The organism is Streptomyces virginiae, assembly GCF_000720455.1.
GTDB lineage: Bacteria > Actinomycetota > Actinomycetes > Streptomycetales > Streptomycetaceae > Streptomyces > Streptomyces virginiae.
The window spans coordinates 155,256-174,676 of sequence record NZ_JOAK01000001.1 but is presented as its reverse complement, the minus strand read 5'-3'; the positions used below and the strand labels follow the sequence as shown (position 1 = coordinate 174,676).

General features: G+C 70.5%; 21 protein-coding genes. 9 read left to right on the top strand and 12 right to left on the bottom strand.

The genetic code is table 11. The features are described 5' to 3' along the window. The first annotated feature begins 78 nt into the window (after positions 1 to 78). On the top strand, positions 79 to 1,539 hold the full coding sequence (locus IG86_RS0100880) for a glycosyltransferase family 87 protein (RefSeq protein WP_030817055.1): 1,461 nt from the start codon (positions 79 to 81) through the stop codon (positions 1,537 to 1,539). A gap of 10 nt (positions 1,540 to 1,549) precedes the next feature. On the opposite strand, the gene IG86_RS0100875 is transcribed toward IG86_RS0100880, so the two are convergent. From IG86_RS0100875 to IG86_RS0100865, 3 genes are all read right to left on the bottom strand, one after another. Continuing rightward, the gene (locus IG86_RS0100875; protein WP_030817053.1) at positions 1,550 to 2,581 is read right to left on the bottom strand and encodes an alanine racemase; all 1,032 of its coding nucleotides are present in this window, start codon (positions 2,579 to 2,581) and stop codon (positions 1,550 to 1,552) included. Positions 2,582 to 2,654: 73 nt separating this feature from the next. After that, entirely contained in the window at positions 2,655 to 3,773 is a 1,119-nt protein-coding gene (locus IG86_RS0100870) for a lipid II:glycine glycyltransferase FemX (protein WP_030025757.1), read from the bottom strand. A gap of 141 nt (positions 3,774 to 3,914) precedes the next feature. Then, positions 3,915 to 4,217, bottom strand: a complete 303-nt coding sequence (locus IG86_RS0100865) for a hypothetical protein (protein ID WP_030817052.1) — start codon at positions 4,215 to 4,217, stop codon at positions 3,915 to 3,917. Between the two features lie 250 nt (positions 4,218 to 4,467). On the opposite strand from IG86_RS0100865, the gene rpsF reads away from it, so the two are divergent. The 4 genes from rpsF to rplI all read left to right on the top strand — a co-directional run bounded on the left by rpsF (position 4,468) and on the right by rplI (position 6,168). Next, positions 4,468 to 4,758 (top strand): 30S ribosomal protein S6, encoded by a 291-nt coding sequence (gene rpsF / locus IG86_RS0100860; protein ID WP_004950685.1) that lies wholly within the window; start codon positions 4,468 to 4,470, stop codon positions 4,756 to 4,758. Between the two features lie 72 nt (positions 4,759 to 4,830). Next, complete coding sequence (locus IG86_RS0100855; protein WP_030817051.1) at positions 4,831 to 5,424, top strand: single-stranded DNA-binding protein; 594 nt, start codon at positions 4,831 to 4,833, stop codon at positions 5,422 to 5,424. Between the two features lie 42 nt (positions 5,425 to 5,466). Continuing rightward, on the top strand, positions 5,467 to 5,703 hold the full coding sequence (rpsR, locus tag IG86_RS0100850; protein ID WP_005315025.1) for a 30S ribosomal protein S18: 237 nt from the start codon (positions 5,467 to 5,469) through the stop codon (positions 5,701 to 5,703). A gap of 18 nt (positions 5,704 to 5,721) precedes the next feature. Continuing rightward, positions 5,722 to 6,168, top strand: coding sequence for a 50S ribosomal protein L9 (gene rplI / locus IG86_RS0100845; protein WP_030647419.1), 447 nt, complete (start codon positions 5,722 to 5,724; stop codon positions 6,166 to 6,168). A gap of 132 nt (positions 6,169 to 6,300) precedes the next feature. Here the strand turns inward: rplI and IG86_RS0100840 are convergent, their stop codons facing one another. Beyond that, a complete protein-coding gene (locus tag IG86_RS0100840; RefSeq protein WP_030893976.1) occupies positions 6,301 to 7,638 on the bottom strand; it encodes an MATE family efflux transporter in 1,338 nt (445 codons plus the stop codon). A 452-nt stretch (positions 7,639 to 8,090) separates the two neighbouring features. Between IG86_RS0100840 and dnaB the strand changes: the two genes are divergently transcribed. After that, complete coding sequence (dnaB, locus tag IG86_RS0100835; protein WP_030893973.1) at positions 8,091 to 9,551, top strand: replicative DNA helicase; 1,461 nt, start codon at positions 8,091 to 8,093, stop codon at positions 9,549 to 9,551. Positions 9,552 to 9,560: 9 nt separating this feature from the next. Then, positions 9,561 to 10,946 carry a serine hydrolase domain-containing protein gene (locus tag IG86_RS0100830; protein WP_030817047.1) on the top strand — a complete coding sequence of 462 codons (1,386 nt, stop codon included), beginning with the start codon at positions 9,561 to 9,563 and terminating at the stop codon, positions 10,944 to 10,946. A gap of 16 nt (positions 10,947 to 10,962) precedes the next feature. On the opposite strand, the gene IG86_RS0100825 is transcribed toward IG86_RS0100830, so the two are convergent. The 3 genes from IG86_RS0100825 to IG86_RS0100815 all read right to left on the bottom strand — a co-directional run bounded on the left by IG86_RS0100825 (position 10,963) and on the right by IG86_RS0100815 (position 13,578). Next, complete coding sequence (locus IG86_RS0100825; protein ID WP_030893972.1) at positions 10,963 to 12,138, bottom strand: winged helix DNA-binding domain-containing protein; 1,176 nt, start codon at positions 12,136 to 12,138, stop codon at positions 10,963 to 10,965. 61 nt (positions 12,139 to 12,199) lie between these two features. Continuing rightward, positions 12,200 to 12,661, bottom strand: coding sequence for a GNAT family N-acetyltransferase (locus IG86_RS0100820; RefSeq protein ID WP_030817043.1), 462 nt, complete (start codon positions 12,659 to 12,661; stop codon positions 12,200 to 12,202). 14 nt (positions 12,662 to 12,675) lie between these two features. Beyond that, the gene (locus IG86_RS0100815; RefSeq protein ID WP_107056187.1) at positions 12,676 to 13,578 is read right to left on the bottom strand and encodes a GNAT family N-acetyltransferase; all 903 of its coding nucleotides are present in this window, start codon (positions 13,576 to 13,578) and stop codon (positions 12,676 to 12,678) included. 130 nt (positions 13,579 to 13,708) lie between these two features. Here IG86_RS0100815 and IG86_RS0100810 point away from each other — a divergent pair, with 130 nt between their 5' ends. Continuing rightward, on the top strand, positions 13,709 to 14,359 hold the full coding sequence (locus IG86_RS0100810) for an HAD family hydrolase (RefSeq protein ID WP_030817039.1): 651 nt from the start codon (positions 13,709 to 13,711) through the stop codon (positions 14,357 to 14,359). Further along, entirely contained in the window at positions 14,283 to 15,689 is a 1,407-nt protein-coding gene (locus tag IG86_RS0100805) for a globin domain-containing protein (RefSeq protein ID WP_234315956.1), read from the top strand. The genes IG86_RS0100810 and IG86_RS0100805 overlap by 77 nt, the downstream gene beginning before the upstream one ends. Before the next feature lie 57 nt (positions 15,690 to 15,746). On the opposite strand, the gene IG86_RS0100800 is transcribed toward IG86_RS0100805, so the two are convergent. From IG86_RS0100800 to IG86_RS0100780, 5 genes are all read right to left on the bottom strand, one after another. After that, positions 15,747 to 16,226, bottom strand: a complete 480-nt coding sequence (locus IG86_RS0100800; RefSeq protein WP_030647396.1) for an NUDIX domain-containing protein — start codon at positions 16,224 to 16,226, stop codon at positions 15,747 to 15,749. Positions 16,227 to 16,286: 60 nt separating this feature from the next. Beyond that, entirely contained in the window at positions 16,287 to 17,192 is a 906-nt protein-coding gene (locus tag IG86_RS0100795) for a LysR family transcriptional regulator (protein ID WP_030817035.1), read from the bottom strand. 177 nt (positions 17,193 to 17,369) lie between these two features. After that, positions 17,370 to 18,539 (bottom strand): cystathionine gamma-lyase, encoded by a 1,170-nt coding sequence (locus tag IG86_RS0100790; RefSeq protein ID WP_173429148.1) that lies wholly within the window; start codon positions 18,537 to 18,539, stop codon positions 17,370 to 17,372. Then, positions 18,536 to 19,027, bottom strand: coding sequence for a low molecular weight protein-tyrosine-phosphatase (locus IG86_RS0100785; RefSeq protein ID WP_030893965.1), 492 nt, complete (start codon positions 19,025 to 19,027; stop codon positions 18,536 to 18,538). Before IG86_RS0100785 ends, IG86_RS0100790 begins: the two co-directional genes overlap by 4 nt. A gap of 11 nt (positions 19,028 to 19,038) precedes the next feature. Then, positions 19,039 to 19,419, bottom strand: coding sequence for a phage holin family protein (locus IG86_RS0100780; protein ID WP_030817025.1), 381 nt, complete (start codon positions 19,417 to 19,419; stop codon positions 19,039 to 19,041). Positions 19,420 to 19,421: the final 2 nt, after the last annotated feature.

Genomic DNA, 19,421 nt, shown 5'->3' with positions numbered 1-19,421 from the left:
CGTGACCCAGGAAGGCCGTCGCACGGACTGTGCGGCGGCCTTCCCCCGTGCCCGGCCCCGTACGGCAGGATGAGCCCCATGACGAAGGTGCACGAGGACCGCCCCGTACTGCCCACGCAGCAGGACGAGGTCGCCGCAGCCGGCAGTGAGCTCATCGGCGGCCCGCTCGGCCGCTACGCCCGGCTCGGCGGACACTGGCTGGGACCGGTGCGCGTCGTGGCCCTCATCGCCATCGGAATGTTCGCCCTCGGCATGGTGCAGAAGCTGCCCTGCTACGACTGGGCGTGGTTCCGCGGGGCTTCCTCGCAGTACACCCACGCCTGCTACTCCGACATCCCGCACCTGTACGCGGTCCGCGGCTTCGCCGACAACCTGACGCCCTACTTCGACCGGCTGCCCGGCGACATGGAGTACCTGGAGTACCCGGTGCTCACCGGGCTCTTCATGGAGATCGCCTCCTGGCTGACCCCCGGCAGCGGCTCCATGCAGCACCGCGAGCAGATGTACTGGATGGTCAACGCGGGCATGCTGATGGCCTGCGCGGCGGTCATCGCCGTGTGCGTCGCCCGCACCCACCGCCGCCGGCCCTGGGACGCCCTGCTCTTCGCCCTGGCGCCCGCCTTCGCCCTGACGGCGACGATCAACTGGGACCTGCTGGCCATCGCCCTGACCGCGGCCGGGATGCTCATGTGGTCCCGTGGGCGCACGGTCCTCTTCGGCGTCTTCATCGGCCTGGCCACCGCCGCCAAGCTGTACCCCGTGCTGCTGCTCGGGGTCCTGTTCGTGCTCTGCTGGCGGGCCGGCAAGTGGCGCGAATTCGGCCTGGCCACCGTGGGAGCGGCCCTGGCCTGGATCACGGTGAACCTTCCCGTGATGCTCTTCGCCTGGGAGGGCTGGACGAAGTTCTACACCTTCAGCCAGGAGCGGCCCATCGACTTCGGTTCCGTATGGCTGCTGATCTCCCAGCGCTCGGGCAACCCGCTGCACGACGCCAACACCTACGCGACCGGGCTGACGCTCCTGCTCTGCGGGGCCATCGGGCTGCTCACCCTGACCGCCCCCCGCCGCCCCCGCTTCGCCCAGCTGGCCTTCCTGGTCGTCGCCGCCTTCATCCTCTGCAACAAGGTCTACTCACCGCAGTACGTGCTGTGGCTCATCCCGCTCGCCGCGCTGGCCCGGCCGCGCTGGCGGGACTTCCTGATCTGGCAGGCCGGCGAGGTCGCCTACTTCCTCGGGATCTGGTTCTACCTCGCCTACATCAACAGCGGGGACAAGCACCAGGGCCTGCCCGTGGAGGGCTACCAGCTGGCGATCGCCGCCCACCTGCTGACCACGCTCTACCTGTGCGCCGTCATCGTCCGCGACATCCTCCTCCCGGAGCGCGACGTCGTCCGCCAGGACGGCTCGGACGACCCCTCCGGGGGCGTCCTGGACGGGGCCGAGGACGTGTTCGTGCTGTCGGACGCAGCGAGGGCGCCGCGGTACGCGACGCCCTCGGAGGGACAGCGGGTCGACTGGGGCGCCGGCCCCAGGGACTGACCGGGACGGCTCAGGCGTCGAGTACCCGGTCGAACTGCGTGGTGGTGTGGCGCAGGTGCGCCACCAGCTCGTCGCCGACCTTCGGCTCGGTCGCGTCGGCGGGCACGAACAGGATCGAGACCTGCATGTGCGGCGGCTCGGCGAACCAGCGCTGCTTGCCCGCCCACACGAACGGCGACAGGTTCCGGTTGACCGTGGCCAGACCCGCCCGGGCGACGCCCTTGGCCCGCGGCATCACACCGTGCAGCGCCTTCGGGGCCTCCAGGCCCACACCGTGCGAGGTACCGCCGGCGACCACGACCAGCCAGCCGTCGGACGCGGCCTTCTGCTGGCGGTACCCGAAGCGGTCTCCCTTGGCCACGCGCGTGACGTCGAGCACCGAGCCGCGGTACTGGGTCGCCTCGTGGTCGCCCAGCCACAGCCGGGTGCCGATCCGGGCCCGGAAGCGGGTCTGCGGGAACTGCTGCTGGAGCCGTGACAGCTCCTCGGCCCGCAGGTGGCTGACGAACATGGTGTGCAGCGGCAGCCGGGCCGCGCGCAGCCGGTCCATCCAGCCGATGACCTCCTCCACGGCGTCCGAGCCGTCGGGCCGGTCCAGCGGCAGGTGCAGGGCGAAGCCCTCCAGCCGTACGTCCTCGATCGCGCCGTGCAGCTGGCCCAGGTCCTGCTCGGAGATTCCGTGGCGGCGCATCGAGCTCATGCACTCGATGACCACACGGGCGCCGACCAGGCTGCGGACCCCGTCCAGCGAGGAAACCGAGCGGATGACCCGGTCCGGCAGCGGCACCGGCTCCTCGCCCCGGCGGAACGGGGTGAGGACGAGCAGGTCGCCGCCGAACAGGTCCTTGATGCTGGCGGCCTCGTACGTCGTGCCGACGGCGAGTACGTCGGCGCCCATCCGGGTCGCCTCCTCGCACAGCCGCTCGTGGCCGAAGCCGTAACCGTTGCCCTTGCAGACCGGGATCATCCCGGGGAACTGGTCCTGGACCTGCTTCTGGTGCGCACGCCAGCGCGCGGTGTCGACGTAGAGCGTGAGCGCCATGCCCGTCCGGGACCTCTCCTGGGAAGCTGCGCGGGGCAGCGGAACTGTGTGGGGGAAAGCGGGTGGATCGGGGTCAGCGCCGCGACATGTAGATGTCGAGCGCCTTGTGCAGCACCTTGTTCAGCGGGAAGTCCCATTCGCCGACGTACTCCACGGCTTCGCCGCCCGTACCGACCTTGAACTGGATCAAACCGAACAGGTGGTCGTTCTCGTCCAGCGTGTCAGAAATTCCGCGCAGGTCGTAGACGCTCGCACCGAGTGCGTACGCGTCGCGCAGCATGCGCCACTGCATCGCGTTCGAGGGCCGGACCTCACGCTTGTGGTTCGCGGAGGCGCCGTAGGAGTACCAGACGTGCTGGCCGACGGTGAGCATCGTGGCGGCGGCCAGCGGCTCTCCCTCGTGCGTGGCGATGTACAGGCGCATCCGGTTGGGGTCCTCGGAGTTGAGGGCCGTCCACTGGCGCTGGAAGTAGCTGAGGGGGCGCGGGCGGAACTTGTCGCGCTCGGCCGTGATCTCGTAGAGGTGCTGCCAGGTCGGCAGGTCGTCGTAGCCGCCTTGGACGACCTCGACGCCGGCCTTCTCGGCCTTCTTGATGTTGCGGCGCCACAGCTGGTTGAAGCCCTTGAGGACGTCGTCCAGCGAGCGGTTGGCCAGCGGGACCTGGAAGACGTAGCGGGGCTGGACGTCGCCGAAGCCGGCGCCGCCGTCCTCGGCCTGCTGCCAGCCCATGCGGCGCAGCTTGTCGGACACCTCGAAGGCGCGCGGCTCGATGACCGAGGCCTCCACGTCGCGCAGACGCTTCACGTTCGGGTCCTGGATGCCGGCCTTGATGGCGGCCGAGTTCCAGCGGCGGATGACGACGGGCGGGCCCATCTTCACCGTGAAGGCGCCCTGCTGCTTGAGGTGGGCCAGCATCGGCTGGAGCCACTCCTCCAGGTTCGGGGCGTACCAGTTGATGACCGGCCCCTCGGGGAGGTACGCGAGGTAGCGCTTCACCTTGGGCAGCTGCCGGTACAACACGAGTGCCGCTCCGACGAGTTCCTCGGACTCGTTGAACCAACCGAGGTTCTCGGAACGCCACTCGTTCTTCACGTCGGCCCACGCCGGGACCTGGCAGTGGCTCGCCGAGGGCAGGCTCTGGAGGTATCCCAGATGCTGCTCTCGGCTGATGGTCCTCAGGGACAGGCTCATGCGGGGCGTCTCCTCGGCGGCTTCGCTGGCTATGCCGCGAAGCCTACTGCGACAGGGGCGCCACCCTTCTGGGGGACGGGCCGTGGGCCCGGGCCGGAGTGTGGCCGGCGCCCTGCCGAGGAGGTGTCCCGGGCAGCCCGGTCAGCCCCCGAAGAGGCCGCCGTGGAACATGCCGAGGTAGAAGCCGATGGCAGACGCGCCAAGGCCGATGATCAGGGCGAAGCGCTCGCGTGTCGTGACGGAGACGAACTGTCCGTACGCGCCCGTCAGGATTCCGATCAGCCCGGCCCACGAGCTGATCAGGTGCAGGTTGTGGAAGAAGGCCGTGATGAACGCCACGGCGCCGAGGGTCAGAGTGACCGCCATCAGGGTGTCCTGCAGCGGGTGGGGCTTTCCGTCGGTGGAGAGCAGGGAGATCTGAGGGGGCCGCATTGCCTGTGCCATCGGAAGGCACCTCCTGGCTGAAGCTGGCGGTGCTGCGGGCTGCCTCCGGCAGGGGGCCGGGGGCATAGCACCGAGCACACCCGATGGATACAGATTGTGGCCCTCTCCTGCCGGATTTCAACCGGAAGGACGCGAGCAGGTAGTCTGTACAGCTGCGCGGTGTCTGCTCTGCGGACGCCGTGCTCACGCATCACGACCCTCCTGCCACGGAACGACCGTGGCCGCTGAGTCCAAAGGAGGTGGGTTCCACATGCGTCACTACGAAGTGATGGTCATCCTCGACCCCGATCTCGAGGAGCGCGCTGTCTCCCCGCTGATCGAGAACTTCCTCTCCGTCGTCCGTGAGGGCAACGGAAAGGTCGAGAAGGTCGACACCTGGGGCCGTCGTCGTCTCGCTTACGAGATCAAGAAGAAGCCCGAGGGCATCTACTCGGTCATCGACCTTCAGGCCGAGCCTGCGGTCGTCAAGGAGCTTGACCGACAGATGAACCTGAACGAGTCGGTTCTCCGGACCAAGGTCCTTCGCCCCGAGACCCACTGAACTTCGGTTCAGCGGTAATCGGGATCGAGTAGCACAGCAGCCCAGCAGCAATCCCCGCCGAGAGGTTCATCCATGGCAGGCGAGACCGTCATCACGGTCGTCGGCAATCTCGTCGACGACCCCGAGCTGCGCTTCACCCCCTCGGGTGCGGCGGTCGCGAAGTTCCGTGTCGCGTCCACCCCCCGCACCTTCGACCGTCAGACCAATGAGTGGAAGGACGGCGAGAGCCTGTTCCTGACCTGCTCGGTGTGGCGGCAGGCGGCGGAGAACGTCGCCGAGTCCCTCCAGCGAGGCATGCGCGTCATCGTGCAGGGCCGGCTGAGGCAGCGGTCGTACGAGGACCGTGAGGGTGTCAAGCGCACGGTCTACGAGCTGGACGTCGAGGAAGTCGGCCCCAGCCTGAAGAACGCCACGGCCAAGGTCGCCAAGACCACCGGTCGCGGTGGCCAGGGCGGATACGGCGGCGGCGGTCAGCAGCAGGGTGGCGGCGGTGGCTGGGGCGGAGCCCCCAGCGGCGGCGGCCAGCAGGGCGGCGGAGCTCCCTCCGACGACCCGTGGGCGTCCAGCGCGCCGGCCGGTGGCCAGCAGCAGGGCGGCGGCGGGGGCGGTTGGGGCGGAAGCTCCGGCGGCTCCGGCGGTGGCTACTCGGACGAGCCGCCCTTCTAGGGCAGCTCCATCCAAACTTCTTGATCACACAGGAGAGACACAATGGCGAAGCCGCCTGTGCGCAAGCCTAAGAAGAAGGTCTGCGCGTTCTGCAAGGACAAGACCGCTTACGTGGACTACAAGGACACGAACATGCTGCGGAAGTTCATTTCCGACCGCGGCAAGATCCGTGCCCGCCGCGTTACCGGCAACTGCACGCAGCACCAGCGTGACGTCGCCACGGCCGTGAAGAACAGCCGTGAGATGGCGCTGCTGCCCTACACGTCCACCGCGCGATAAGGAAAGGGTGACCGACTAATGAAGATCATCCTGACCCACGAGGTCTCTGGCCTCGGTGCCGCCGGCGATGTCGTCGACGTCAAGGACGGCTACGCTCGCAACTACCTGGTCCCGCGTGGTTTCGCGATCCGCTGGACCAAGGGTGGCGAGAAGGACGTGGCGCAGATCCGCCGCGCCCGCAAGATCCACGAGATCGCGACCATCGAGCAGGCCAACGAGGTCAAGGCCAAGCTCGAGGGCGTAAAGGTCCGTCTGGCCACCCGCGCGGGTGACGCCGGTCGTCTCTTCGGTTCCGTGACCCCGGCCGACATCGCCACGGCGATCGAGGCTTCCGGTGGCCCGAAGGTCGACAAGCGCCGCGTTGAGCTGGGCTCCCCGATCAAGACCCTCGGTTCGTACCAGGTCTCCGTGCGTCTGCACGCCGACGTGGCCGCGAACGTGGGCATCGAGGTCATCGCCGCCTAAGGGCTGCACGTGAAGGGCCGCACCCCGATGGGGTGCGGCCCTTCGCCGTTTCCTGGGCCCTCCGGGCCGGATCGGCAGGCGGTGTTTCACGTGAAACACGACGACGCCGGGGCGGTGTTTCACGTGAAACACCTACCGGGTGGCTCCCGCGATCGCCCATCGGCCGGAACGGGCTCGCAGCTGAAGGGTGAGCATCCGGACCAGCATCATCAGGGTCATGGCCCACCAGAGCATCGTCAGCCCGCCGCCCAGGGCCGGGACGAGCAGCGCGACCGGGGTGAAGGCGGCAAGCGTCACGAGCATGGCCCTGGCCAGGTAGCGGCCGTCGCCCGCGCCCATCAGGACTCCGTCCAGTACGAAGACGATGCCGGACACGGGCTGGGCAAGGGCCACCACCAGCAGGGCGGGCAGCAGGGCGTTCTCGACGGCCGGGTCGCTGGTGAACAGCGGGATGAAGACCGGGCGGGCCAGGACCACCAGCAGACCGAGCACGATGCCCGTTGCGATGCCCCACTGCACCATCCGGCGGCAGACCGCCTTTGCACCGTCCGTATCGCCCGAGCCCAGGTAGCGGCCGATGATCGCCTGCCCGGCGATCGCGATGGCGTCCAAGGCGAAGGCGAGCAGGCTCCACAGGGAGAGCAGGATCTGGTGGGCCGCGATGTCGGCGTCGCCGAGCCGGGCGGCCACGGCGGTCGCGATCATCAGGATGGCGCGCAGGGACAGGGTGCGGACCAGCAGCGGAGCCCCGGCCTGGGCGCAGGCGCGTATCCCGGCGGTGTCGGGACGCAGGGAGGCGCCGTGCCGTCGGGCCCCGCGCACGACCACGACGAGGTAGGCGGCCGCCATGGCGCACTGGGCGAGGACCGTGCCCCAGGCGGAGCCGGCGATGCCGAGGCCCGCACCGTAGACGAGCGCGACGTTCAGTCCCGCGTTGAGGGCGAAGCCGCCAATCGCTACGTAGAGCGGTGTACGGGTGTCCTGGAGGCCGCGGATCACCCCGGTGGCCGCCAGGACCACGAGCATCGCGGGGATGCCGAGCGCGGAGATGCGCAGATAGGTGATCGCGTGCGGGGCGACGCTGTCGGACGCGCCGAAGAGGGAGATCAACGAGGGTGCGGAGGGCAGCACCACGGCGATGACGGCCACGCCGAGCAGCAGAGCCAGCCAGATGCCGTCCATGCCCTGCCGGATGGCCGCCTGCAGGTCTCCCGCGCCGACCCGGCGGGAGACGGCCGCGGTGGTGGCGTAGGCGAGGAAGACGAACACGCTCACGGCGGTGGTGAGCAGGGCGGCGGCGATGCCGAGGCCGGCCAGCTGGGGGGTGCCGAGGTGTCCCACGATGGCGCTGTCGGCCATCACGAAGAGGGGCTCGGCGACGAGGGCGCCGAAGGCGGGGACAGCGAGAGCGAAGATCTCTCGGTCGTGCCGTCTCGGCCCCGCCGTGGGTGCTGCGAGGGCCTGTGTCATGCGACCAATCTAATCTTCCACAGGTAATGGACGCAACACCATCTGGATCCTTACCGACGCGCTGACTTGCGGGTTCTCCCCGCCTCGTTGGAGGCGTTCTCGAGAGCGCGGCGAACAAATTTCGCGCCCGCCGTCGGTGGAAGAGGAAACCCCAGGTCAGACGGGGTAATGGGGTGCCCCGGGTGATTTTGTCCACAGCGTCGTCCCCCGGTCCGTGCACAGCTTCCGGGGAGTTACCCACAGCATTGGCGCCGTCATCCACATCTCATCCACAGAGCCTGTGGATAACAAGATTGGCTGACGCCGCTCCCGGCCCTACCGTGGTGCGTTGCCCGACTCGCCGACAGCCGATTCGGGTGCCCCAAATGTCAGAGCCGTGTCGTAGAAAGAGTCGCACGGCGAGGTCCGCGTTGCGGACGGGAGGAGGCGGCCCGGTGAGCATGCCCGAGCCCATGGACGACCCCTGGGCCGACAGCGGTCCAAGTGACCGTCTGCCCGCCCGTCCGCGCCGTAACAGCGAGGGCCGGGGCCGCGGCGACGAGCAGCACGACCGGGGTCGCGAGGGCGGCTCCTGGGACGGTGGCGGCGGCTTCGAGCGAGTCCCTCCGCAGGACCTCGACGCCGAGCAGTCGGTGCTCGGCGGCATGCTGCTCTCCAAGGACGCCATCGCCGACGTCGTCGAGGTCATCAAGGGCCACGACTTCTACCGGCCGTCGCACGAGACGATCTACCAGGCCATCCTCGACCTGTACGCCAAGGGCGAGCCGGCCGACCCGATCACCGTCGGCGCCGAACTGACGCGACGCGGCGAGATCAGCAAGGTCGGCGGAGCCTCGTACCTGCACACCCTCGTCCAGTCGGTGCCGACGGCGGCGAACGCGGAGTACTACGCGGAGATCGTCCACGAGAGGGCCGTCCTGCGCCGCCTGGTCGCCGCCGGCACGAAGATCACGCAGATGGGATACGCGGCCGACGGCGACGTCGACGAGATCGTCAACAGCGCCCAGGCCGAGATCTACGCCGTCACCGAGCAGCGGACCTCCGAGGACTACCTGCCGCTGGGCGACATCATGGAGGGCGCCCTCGACGAGATCGAGGCGATCGGCTCGCGCAGCGGGCAGATGTCGGGCGTCCCCACCGGCTTCACCGACCTGGACTCGCTGACCAACGGCCTGCACCCGGGCCAGATGATCGTCATCGCGGCCCGTCCGGCCATGGGTAAGTCCACTCTCGCGCTGGACTTCGCCCGGGCCTGCTCCATCAAGAGCAACCTGCCCAGCGTGATCTTCTCCCTCGAAATGGGGCGCAACGAGATCGCCATGCGCCTCCTCTCGGCGGAGGCCAGGGTGGCGCTGCACCACATGCGGTCGGGCACGATGACGGACGACGACTGGACCCGGTTGGCCCGCCGGATGCCGGACGTCTCCGCCGCCCCCCTCTACATCGACGATTCCCCCAACCTGTCGATGATGGAGATCCGGGCCAAGTGCCGCCGGCTCAAGCAGCGCAACGACCTTTCGCTCGTGGTCATCGACTACCTCCAGCTGATGCAGTCGGGCGGCTCGCGCCGACCCGAGAGCCGTCAGCAGGAGGTCTCGGACATGTCCCGAAACCTCAAGCTGCTGGCGAAGGAGCTCGAGGTCCCGGTGATCGCGCTCTCCCAGCTGAACCGTGGTCCGGAGCAGCGAACCGACAAGAAGCCGATGGTCTCCGACCTGCGTGAGTCCGGCTCGATCGAGCAGGACGCCGACATGGTGATCCTGCTGCACCGCGAGGACGCCTACGAGAAGGAGTCCCCCCGCGCCGGTGAGGCCGACCTGATCGTGGCCAAGCACCGAAACGGTCCCACCGCGACGATCACCGTGGCCTTCCAGGGCCACTATTCGCGCTTCGTGGACATGGCCAACACGTAGCATCCGATCATGGATGAGCTTGCCGAGGACCGTGAACTGCTCCCCACCACCCGGCGTGCGCTGAGGCACCGGATCGCCGTCGCGCAGAGCACGGGCCGAGCGCCGTCGGTCGTGGCGGCCGTGCTCCGCGCCGGGCAGGTGGTCTGGGAGGGCTCCCGGACCTCCGTCGAGGGGCACGGCCCGGACGGCGACGTCCAGTACCGGATCGGGTCGATCAGCAAGACCTTCACCGCCGTCCTCGTCATGCGCCTGCGGGACGAAGGTCTGCTGAGGCTCGACGACTTGCTGGAGCAGCATCTCCCGGGGACCGCCGCCGGCCGGGTGACCATCGCCCAACTGCTCGCCCACACCGGCGGGCTGGCCGCGGAGACCCCCGGCGAGTGGTGGGAGCGCACCCCCGGCGCACAGCGGCCCGAGCTCGTCGACGTGCTGGGTGAGGAGCCCTTCAAGCTGACCCCGGGCAGCAGGCACCACTACTCCAACCCCGGTTACACCCTGCTGGGTTCGCTGGTGGAGGCGCTGCGCGGCCGGCCCTGGGAGGAGGTCCTGCGGGCCGAGGTGCTGGAGCCGCTGGGCCTGGACCGTACGAGCGGCCTGCCGCAGGCCCCGCACGCGGGCGGCTGGGCGGTGCACCCGTGGGCGGACGTGATGATGCCCGAGCCGCTCGAGGACCTGGGGCTGATGGCCGCGGCCGGTCAGCTGTGGTCCACGACCCGGGACCTCGCCCGGTTCGCCGACTTCCTGCTGCGCGGTGACGAGCGGGTGCTGAGCGCGGAGTCCGTACGGGAGATGCGCCGCCCGGCGTCGCCTCCGGAGCCCGGGTTCGCCGATCTCGGCTACGGGCTGGGGGTGCAGCTGATGGCCCAGGGCGCACGCCGGCTGGCGGGCCACAGCGGGTCGCTGCCCGGGTTCGTCGCGGGGCTGTGGCTGAGCGAGGCCGACGACGTGGCGGCGGTCGTGCTGGCCAACTGCACATCGGGGCTGCCGGCCGCGGCCGTGGCCGCCGATCTCGTGGGGATCGTGGCGGATGCCGAGCCCCCGTTCCCCCGGCCGTGGCGGCCGTTCCGGGAGGCGGATCAGGTGCCTCTCGAGGTGTGCGGCCCCTGGTACTGGGGGACTTCGGCCCAGGTGGTGCGGCTGCTCGCCGACGGCTCGCTGGAGCTGGCGCCGGTCGGCGGGACGGGGCGTACGGCCCGGTTCCGGTCCGAGCCCGACGGCAGCTGGACCGGGCTGTCCGGGTACTACACGGGCGAGACGCTGCGGGCGGTGCGCCGCGAGGACGGCTCGGTGAGCCACCTCGATCTGGCGTCCTTCGTGTTCACGAGGGAGCCGTACGACCCCGCAGCCCCGGTGCCCGGCGGGGTCGCCCCGCAGGGCTGGCGCGGCATCGGCTGACAGCCCGGGGGCCGTCTCAGGCGACGAGTTCACGCTCCAGCGGAGTGCGGAAGCGCGGGGTGACGCGTGCGTCGCCCACCCAGGCGGTGAGGCGGGCGGCCTCGGCGGTGATCGCCTTCTCGGCGGCGCGGCCGGGGTCGGCCAGCAATCGCCAGACGATCTCGCCGTCCGGACGCTGGGCCCAGCCGCCGACGATCTCGCCGTTCCACCACACGGTGGGCCCGATGTTGCCTGCGTAGTCGAAGAGGGCGGACCGGTGGGCGGCATCGAGGTGGAACCCCCGGTCGGCCCAGCCCATGCCGGCGGGGTCGAGCGCGGGCAGCAGCGCCGCCCAGGGCTCGGGGGCCGGCTCGGGCGCGGTGTCCCCGGGGCTCACGAGGGCCGTACTGCCGTCGTCGAGGCGTACCTGGTCGGGGCCGACGGCCGCGAGCGCCTTGCGGACGTCCGTGAGGGTCCAGCCCGTCCACCACTTGAGGTCGGCCTCGGTGGCCGGGCCGTACGCGTGCAGCCAGCGGCGGGCGATCTCCGCGCGGGCCTCGGCGGCCGGTACGGCGGGCCAGGGCGCGGTGTGGACCCAGCGGAACTGGCTGGAGGTCCATGAACCGCGTGGCCGGTCCCGGCGGATCCGGCCGTCGGCGGCCAGCAGGCGGATGACCCGGGTGGCGACCCCCTGCTCCGCCTCGTACTTCTTGCCCCGGCTGAGGGTGATCTTCTGGCGCAGCGCGGGCACGGCGGCGGACAGCTGACTGCCGGTGAGGGGACCGTGGGTGTCGAGGGTGTCCAGCGCGACCGCCTCCGTCCGGGCCAGCCACTCGGCGTCGAGTCCTTGCCCGTCCTCGTCGAGGTGCTTGAGGAAGGTGCGGCGCTCCTTGACGGCGATGGCACGGGCGGTCGACGCGTCGACATACGGGGCGAGTTCCGTCGACACCGCGAAGAGGGTGTTGCGCATGCTGAGCAGCCGCACGAGCCGGACGTCGTCGTAGAGCGCCTGCTCGACCGTTCCGGGGCCGCCCTCGGCGAGCCGGGCCCGCGCGGAGAGGAAGACGGTCGCGGCGTCGGTGGCGTGCAGGGCGACGACGGAGTCCGCAGCCTCCGCGACCGTTGTGACGCGGGCCGACGGAGCCAGCCGGTGGCGTCGGCCGAGCCGGCTGCGGCGCTCGGCGGTGCTGATGAGGGGGAGACTGGCGCTCATCTTCCCGATCGTAGGCCGGGCCGCCGACACAGGGTCCCGGCCCGGCCCACGGTGCGGCTGGTCAGAGCTGGAGCTTGAACCCGACGTGCGACGCGGTGAACCCGAGCCGTTCGTAGAAGCGGTGGGCGTCGGTGCGGGTCACGTCCGACGTCAGCTGGACGAGTGCGCAGTTCTCGGCGCGGGACTTCTCGATGGCCCACTCGATGAACCGGGTGCCCAGTCCGCTGCCGCGTTCGTCCGCGTGGACGCGGACGCCCTCGATGATGGAGCGGGTGGCGCCCTTGCGGGAGAGGCCGGGGACGATCGTCAGCTGGAGGGTGCCCACGACCCGGCCGGCCCGCACCGCGACGACCACGTGCTGGTTCGGGTCACCGGTGAGACGCTCCAGTGCCGTGCGGTACGGGGTGAGGTCCTGCGGGGACTCGCGGGTGGCGCCGAGCGGGTCATCGGCCAGCATGGCGACGATGGCGGGCAGATCGGCCTCGGTGGCGGGCCGGATCGCCGGGTCGGGAGAGTCGGTCACGATGGCAGCTCCTCTCAGCCCGCGGCCACGGTCAGCGGCGCCCAGCGGCGGGTCCAGTCACCGGGCAGGTCGGGGATGTCCCGGGTCATCACGGCGTTGAAGGCCACCGACTCCAGGCCTCGTTCCTTGAGCCACGCCAGCAGTTCCTCGTGCCGTACGTCGACATCCGTGCGCAGGACACGGTCCGTGCTCCTGGCGAGAGCGGCGATCAAGGACTTGGCGGTGCCGGTGTCGCGGGCGACGAGCGGGCCGATGACATGGGTGTGCATGTTGGGCCAGGCCGCGGCGTATCCCGTGAGCGTGCCGTCCTCGCCGTCCCTGCCGTGCTCCTCGGCGACGAGCAGCTGGTCGGCGAAGGCGGGCAGCCGCGTGAGCATGTGCGTGCGGTCGGCGCCGAAGACCTCGGCGTCCAGACGCACGATGCGGGGAAGGTCGTCGGCGACCGCCGGCCGCACCCGAGCGGTGCCGTGATCGTCGGATGTGCCGTCCTCGCGGAAGGCGCCCACCAGCATCTCGGCGCGGCCCGTGGTCTTGAACCCGAGCTCCTCGTAGAGCGGGCGCCCATGAGGCGTGGCGTGCAGGGTGAGTGGGATGCCCTTGAGTACGTCATTGCAGACGTGGGTCATCAAGGCGCGTCCCATGCCCTGTCGGGAGTAGCGGTCGGCCACGAGAACCATGCCGATGGCGGCGAGTCCGGGTCCGGCGGAGGTGCTGCCGTACCGGGTGACGACGCAGGCGGCGGCGAGGCCCCGGCCGTCGGGAGCGTCCACGCCGAAGCCGTTTCCGGCGGCGAGCAGCAGTCCCCACTTGTGGTCCTCGCGGAGCCAGCCACGATCTTCGGACAGGTCGGCGCAGCGGTGGAGATCGTCCACGGTCAGCGCCCGGATCGGCAGATCGGTGATGTGTGGTGGTGTCACCGGCCCAGACTGGATCATGGGCCGGGAGCCGTCCAGAGGATTTGAGCCGATGTTTCACGTGAAACGCCGGACGATGTTTCACGTGAAACACGGTGTTTCACGTGAAACCAACCCACTAGCCTCGGGGGCTATGACGCGCCTGCACCTCTTCGACCTCGACGGAACGCTGATGTACGGCTCGGCGGCTCCGGTGGAGATTTCCCGCCAGCTCGGGGTGAGTGCCGAAATCGCCAAGCTGGAGCGGTCCTTCGCCGCGCGGGAGATCGGGCCGCACCAGTTCTCGGTGGCGGCACATGCCCTGTGGGCCGGGCTGACGCCGGAGCACGTCAGGGCCGCGTTCGACGGTGCTCCGTGGCTCGCGGGAATCCGGGACGTCTGGCAGGAGATCAGGCAGCGCGGGGAGTACTGCGCGGTGGTCTCCCTGTCACCGTCGTTCTTCGTGGAACTGCTGCTGGAGTGGGGCGCTCATGCCGCCCACGGGTCGGTCTTCCCGGAAGTGCCCTTCACCCGGCCCGTGGAGGCGGCGGGGATCCTGACCCCCGAGGCCAAGGTCATGGTGGCCGACCGGCTCTGCGAGCAGTTCGGTGTGACCCGGGCCGATTGCGTGGCGTACGGGGATTCGGCGACCGACATCCACCTCTTCGAGGCGGTATCCGTTTCGGTGGCGGTCAATGCGCGACCGCATCTGGCCGCGCGGGCGAGCCATGTCTACGAGGGGCGGGATCTGCGGGAGGTATACCAGCTCGTGGCGGTGGCGCGCCCGGGAGTTGACGCATCTTAGGAGGAAAGTGGGTTCGAAACGCGGATTTTCCGCGTTTCCCCGCAGGCCTCTGGGACGGCTGGCACGCTGTGAAACCGGGAACCACGGATTCATAGACCGTGGCGTGTGCAGACCGACCGAGATGCTCGAAGCGAGGCACCGCATGGACGCTCCGCCCACCAGATCGGCCAGACGCGAAGCGGCCCGGATACCCTCCGAGGGCGGTGCGGCCGAGCCCTCACCGGATGCCGTGCTCATCCGCAGGACCCTCGCGGAGATCGCCCCGGTCGCCGACAAGGTGACCTCGTACTTCTACGCCCTGGTCTTCACCGGGCACCCGGAAGTGCGGGGCATGTTCCCGGTGGCCATGGACACCCAGCGCGACCGCCTGCTGAAGGCACTGCTGACCGCCGCCGAGCACATCGACGATCCTGAAGTACTCGCCCCCTACCTCTGCCGCCTGGGCACCGGCCACCGCAAGTACGGCACCATGGCCGGCCACTACCCCGTGATCGGCGAGGCCCTCGTCGGGGCGCTGGCCCGGTTCGCGACACAGAGCTGGGGCCCGGAGACCGAGGCCGCGTGGGTGCGGGCGTACACCGCGATCTCCCAGATCATGATCGACGCGGCGGCCGCGGACGAGGTGAAGACGCCCGCCTGGTGGCACGCGGAGGTGGTCTCCCACGACCTGCGCACCCCGGACATCGCGGTGCTGACCGTCCGCCCCGACCAGCCCTACGCCTTCCTGGCCGGCCAGTACGCGAGCCTGGAGACCCCGTGGTGGCCACGGGTGTGGCGGCACTACTCCTTCGCCTCGGCCCCCCGGGCCGACGGACTGCTCTCCTTCCACGTCAAGGCCGTCCCCGCGGGCTGGGTCTCCAACGCGCTGGTGCGCCACGCCCGCCCCGGGGACGTGCTGCGCCTGGGGCCGCCCGCCGGGTCGATGGTGGTGGACCACAGCACCGACAACGGGATGCTGTGCCTGGGCGGCGGCACCGGCATCGCCCCGATCAAGGCGCTGATCGAGGACGTGGCCGTACACGGGGAGCGGCGACCGGTCGAGGTGTTCTTCGGGGCGCGCAGCGACAGCGACCTGTACGACAAGGACACGCTGCTGGGGCTCCAGCGCTCGCACCCGTGGCTGTCGGTGCGGCCGGTGGTCGGCGACGGCCTGGCGGGACAGCTGCCGCACGCCGTGGGTGAGCACGGGCCGTGGAGCTCGTACGACGCGTTCATCTCGGGACCGCCCGCGATGATCCGCAGCGGGGTGGACGAACTCCTGCGGATCGGCATTCCGGGCGAGCGGATCAGGCACGACGCGGTCGAGGAGCTGGCGGGCATCGCCGGGTGAGACCGGCGGGCACGGCCGGTCCGGGACCGGTGGCAGCCCACCGGCCCCGCAACGGCCTCAGCCCAGGTCGGGCGCGTGCATGGCGCGCACGCCCTCGATGTTGCCGTCCAGGTAGTGACGTAGGGACAGCGGGACGAGATGGACCGCTGCGATGCCCACTCGGTTGAAGGGCACGCGGACGATCTCGTACTCGCCCGCAGGCTCGTCGATCTCGGGGCCGTGCCGCAGGCTCGGGTCCATCGATTCGAGGCGGCAGACGAAGAAGTGCTGCACCTTCACGCCGGTCACCCCGCCGTCGGCGATGTGCTCGACGGTGTCGACGAAGCAGGGCACGACATCGGTGATCTTCGCGCCGAGTTCTTCGTGGACCTCTCGGTGGAGGGCGTCGACGACGGTGGCGTCCGAGGACTCCACTCCCCCGCCGGGGGTGACCCAGTACGGGTCGACGCCGGGCTTGGTGCGTTTGATGAGGATCAGGTCGTCACCGTCGAGCAGGATCGCGCGGGCGGTGCGTTTGACCACGGGACGTTCGGTCATGGGAGAAGAGTGGCCCACCGCTCCGCTTCTGAAACGCGCCACGGGCCGGAAACAGGGGGCTCACCAGTGCACGGCGGCCTCCAGCAGTCGCTCGCGCGCCCTGGCGAGGTGGGCGAGGGCGGGACTCCCGGCCCGTAAGACCAGGAACCAGGTGCGCAGCGGCGGTACGGGGGGCTCCGCCACGGCCGCGATCCGGCCGCTGTCGAGGGCGTCCTGGCACAGGTACCGGGGCAGCACCGCGAGCCCCGCGCCGGCGAGGACGCATTCCAGTACGGCGCGCAGGTCGGGTGCGACCACGGTGGCGCTCAGGGACCTGGCGGCCGGCAGGACGTCGAAGACTGCGCTCCAGTACCGGGTGACGAGCGGCAGGGTCTCGTGGACCTCGACGAGCGGGATGCCTTCCAGGGCCCCGGGACCGTCGTCCCGCAGCCGTTCCGTGTCGACGAGGGCGGCCCAGTACGGGGCGGCGACCAGGACGTGCTCCTCGTCGCACAGCGCGGTGGCGGTGAAGGGGCCGCCCCGCGGGTGGGCCGTGGTGACGGCGAGGTCGTGGTGTCCGGCGGCGAGCCCGTCGAGGACGGTTCCGGAGTCGCTCTGCAAGGTGGCGCGCAGGGTGTGGCCCTGGCCGACGAGGGGTGCCAGGGCGGGGAGCACGCGCAGGGACAGGAACTCGGGCGGCCCGGCGACGTGGAGGGAGCGCAGCCCGCCCGCGTCCTCCCGCTCGGCCTCGGTGATCCGCAGCAGCGCGTCGAGGTGCGGGGCGGCCTTGTGGGCGAGTTCGTCGCCGACGGCGGTGGGGGTGACACCGCGGGCCCGGCGGTGGAAGAGCGGCCGCCCCAACTGGCGCTCCAGGGTGCGGATCTGGGAGGTCACGGCGGGCTGGGACAGTCCGAGGAGGGCCGCGGCCCGCGTGAACGAGCCCGCCCGGTGGACGGTGACGAAGGTGCGCAGCAGGGCCAGATCCATCGCGACACCTCTCGGTGGGGGTCTACAACTATAAATATGCAGATAGGCCCCTGTCGCTACCGTGATTGGACTCTGACGCAGAGTCAATTAGCCTTGTCGCGTGGTTCTTCGCGCGCGGAACCCGGGGCGGTCCGAGCCACTAGGGGGGAGGCTCGGACTGCCCTTTCCACGGCTTGTTCAGCGATCGTGACCGGCCGGCTCCAGGGCCCGGTCGAGGGCGTGCAGGACGTCCGCGACCAGGTCATCGGTGTCCTCTGCCCCGGCGGAGAAGCGGATGAAGCCCTCGGGGACGGCGTCGCCGCCCCACCGTCCGCGCCGCTCGGCTGTGGACCGCACGCCACCGAAACTCGTGGCGTCCTCGACCAGGTGCAGGGCGGCCATGAACCGTTCCGCGTGCGCCCGGTCGGGCAGCGTGAAGGAGACCACCGAGCCGAAGCCCCGCATCTGCCGGGCGGCCGTCTTGTGGGAGGGGTCCGTGGTCAGCCCCGGGTAGCGCACGCCGCTCACGTCGCGGCGCGCGCTCAGCGCCTCCGCGACGGCCAGTGCGTTGGTCCACTGGCGCTGCGCGCGCAGCTGGATCGTGGCCAGCGAACGATGGGCGAGCCAGGCCTCCATGGGGCCGGGGATCGCTCCGACGATCTTGCGCCATCCCCGGACGCGGGCGGCGAGTTCCGGGTCGCGGCACACGACGTACCCGAGCAGCAGGTCGCCATGGCCGGTGAGGCCCTTGGTGCCGCTCGCCACGGAGAAGTCCGCCCCGAGCTCCAGGGGGCGTTGTCCCAGCGGGGTGGCGAGGGTGTTGTCCACCGCCACCAGGGTCCCGCCGGCGTGCGCGGCTTCCGCGAGGCGTCGTACGTCGCACACGTCGAGCCCGGGATTGGACGGCGTCTCGATCCACAGCATCCGGGCGCCGTCGAGGACCTCGATCTGGGCGTCCGATCCGGTGGGGGCGGTGCGCACGTGGATCCCGTACGCCTCCAGCTGCTCCCGCAGCAGCGGCAGCGCCTGGTAGCCGTCGTCGGGCAGGACGACGGTGTCGCCCGTGCGCGTCTGGGAGAGGAGAACGGCGGAGACCGCCGCCATGCCGGAGGCGAAGACGACGGTGTGCACGTCCTGGCCGGGGGCTTCCAGCTCCCCGATCGCCCGTTCCAGCAGGGTCCAGGTCGGGTTGGTGTCGCGCCCGTAGGCGTAGGGGCCCTCGACGTCTCCGGGGAGGTGGAAGTGGGCGGCGAAGACCGGCCCCGGCAGGGGCGGTTCGTTCTTGACGGCCTCGGGCAGACCGGCGCGCACGGCGCGGGTGCCGTCACCGATCGCAGCGCCGGTCGTTTCGGGGAAGTGCTCGTTCACGCGGTGTGCTCCTTCATCGCCTCGCGTACGGCGTCCAGCAGACCGGGGCCGGCGGCCTCGATGAGTTCCAGGCATTCCTCGAACCCGTCGATCGAGCCGTAGTAGGGGTCCGGTACGTCGTGCTGCCCGGCCGTGGCCGCCGGATCGTAGGACCGCAGCAGCCGGACCTTCGCGGCGTCCTGTGGAGTGGGTGCGAGTGCCCGCAGGTCCCGCAGGTGCCCGGCGTCGAGTGCGATGACGAGGTCGAGGCTGGAGAACCAGGAGGAACGGAACTGCCGGGCGCGGTGGTCCTGCGCGTAGCCTGCGGCCTCCAGGACGGAGACCGTGCGCGGGTCCGCGCCGTCGCCCTCGTGCCGGCCGCCGGTCCCGGCGCTGTCCACCTCGACGAGGGCGTCGAGTCCGGCCCGTTCGACATGGGCGCGGAAGACGGATTCGGCCATGGGGGAGCGGCATATGTTGCCGGTGCAGACGAAGCAGACGCGGTACATGCGCGGCCCGCTCAGTTCTTGTCGGGAAGGACCATGTTCACGGCCCAGGAGACGACGGAGATGATCAGGCCGCCCAGGAGCGCGGTCCAGAACCCGTCGACATGGAAACTGAGATCGAGCTGCTCGGCCAGCCACGAGGTCAGGAGCAGCATCAGGGCGTTCACAACGAGCGTGAACAGCCCCAGGGTGAGGACGAAGAGCGGCAGGGAAAGCAGCTTCACGAGCGGCTTGACGATCACATTGACCAGGCCGAAGACCAGGGCGACCAGGATCAGTGTGAGGGTCCGGCGGCCGAGACTGCTGCCGTCGTCGAGGGTGATGCCGGCGAGCAGCCACACGGCGACGGCCAGGGCCGCCGCGTTGGCGAGCGTCTTGACTACGAAATTCGTCATGT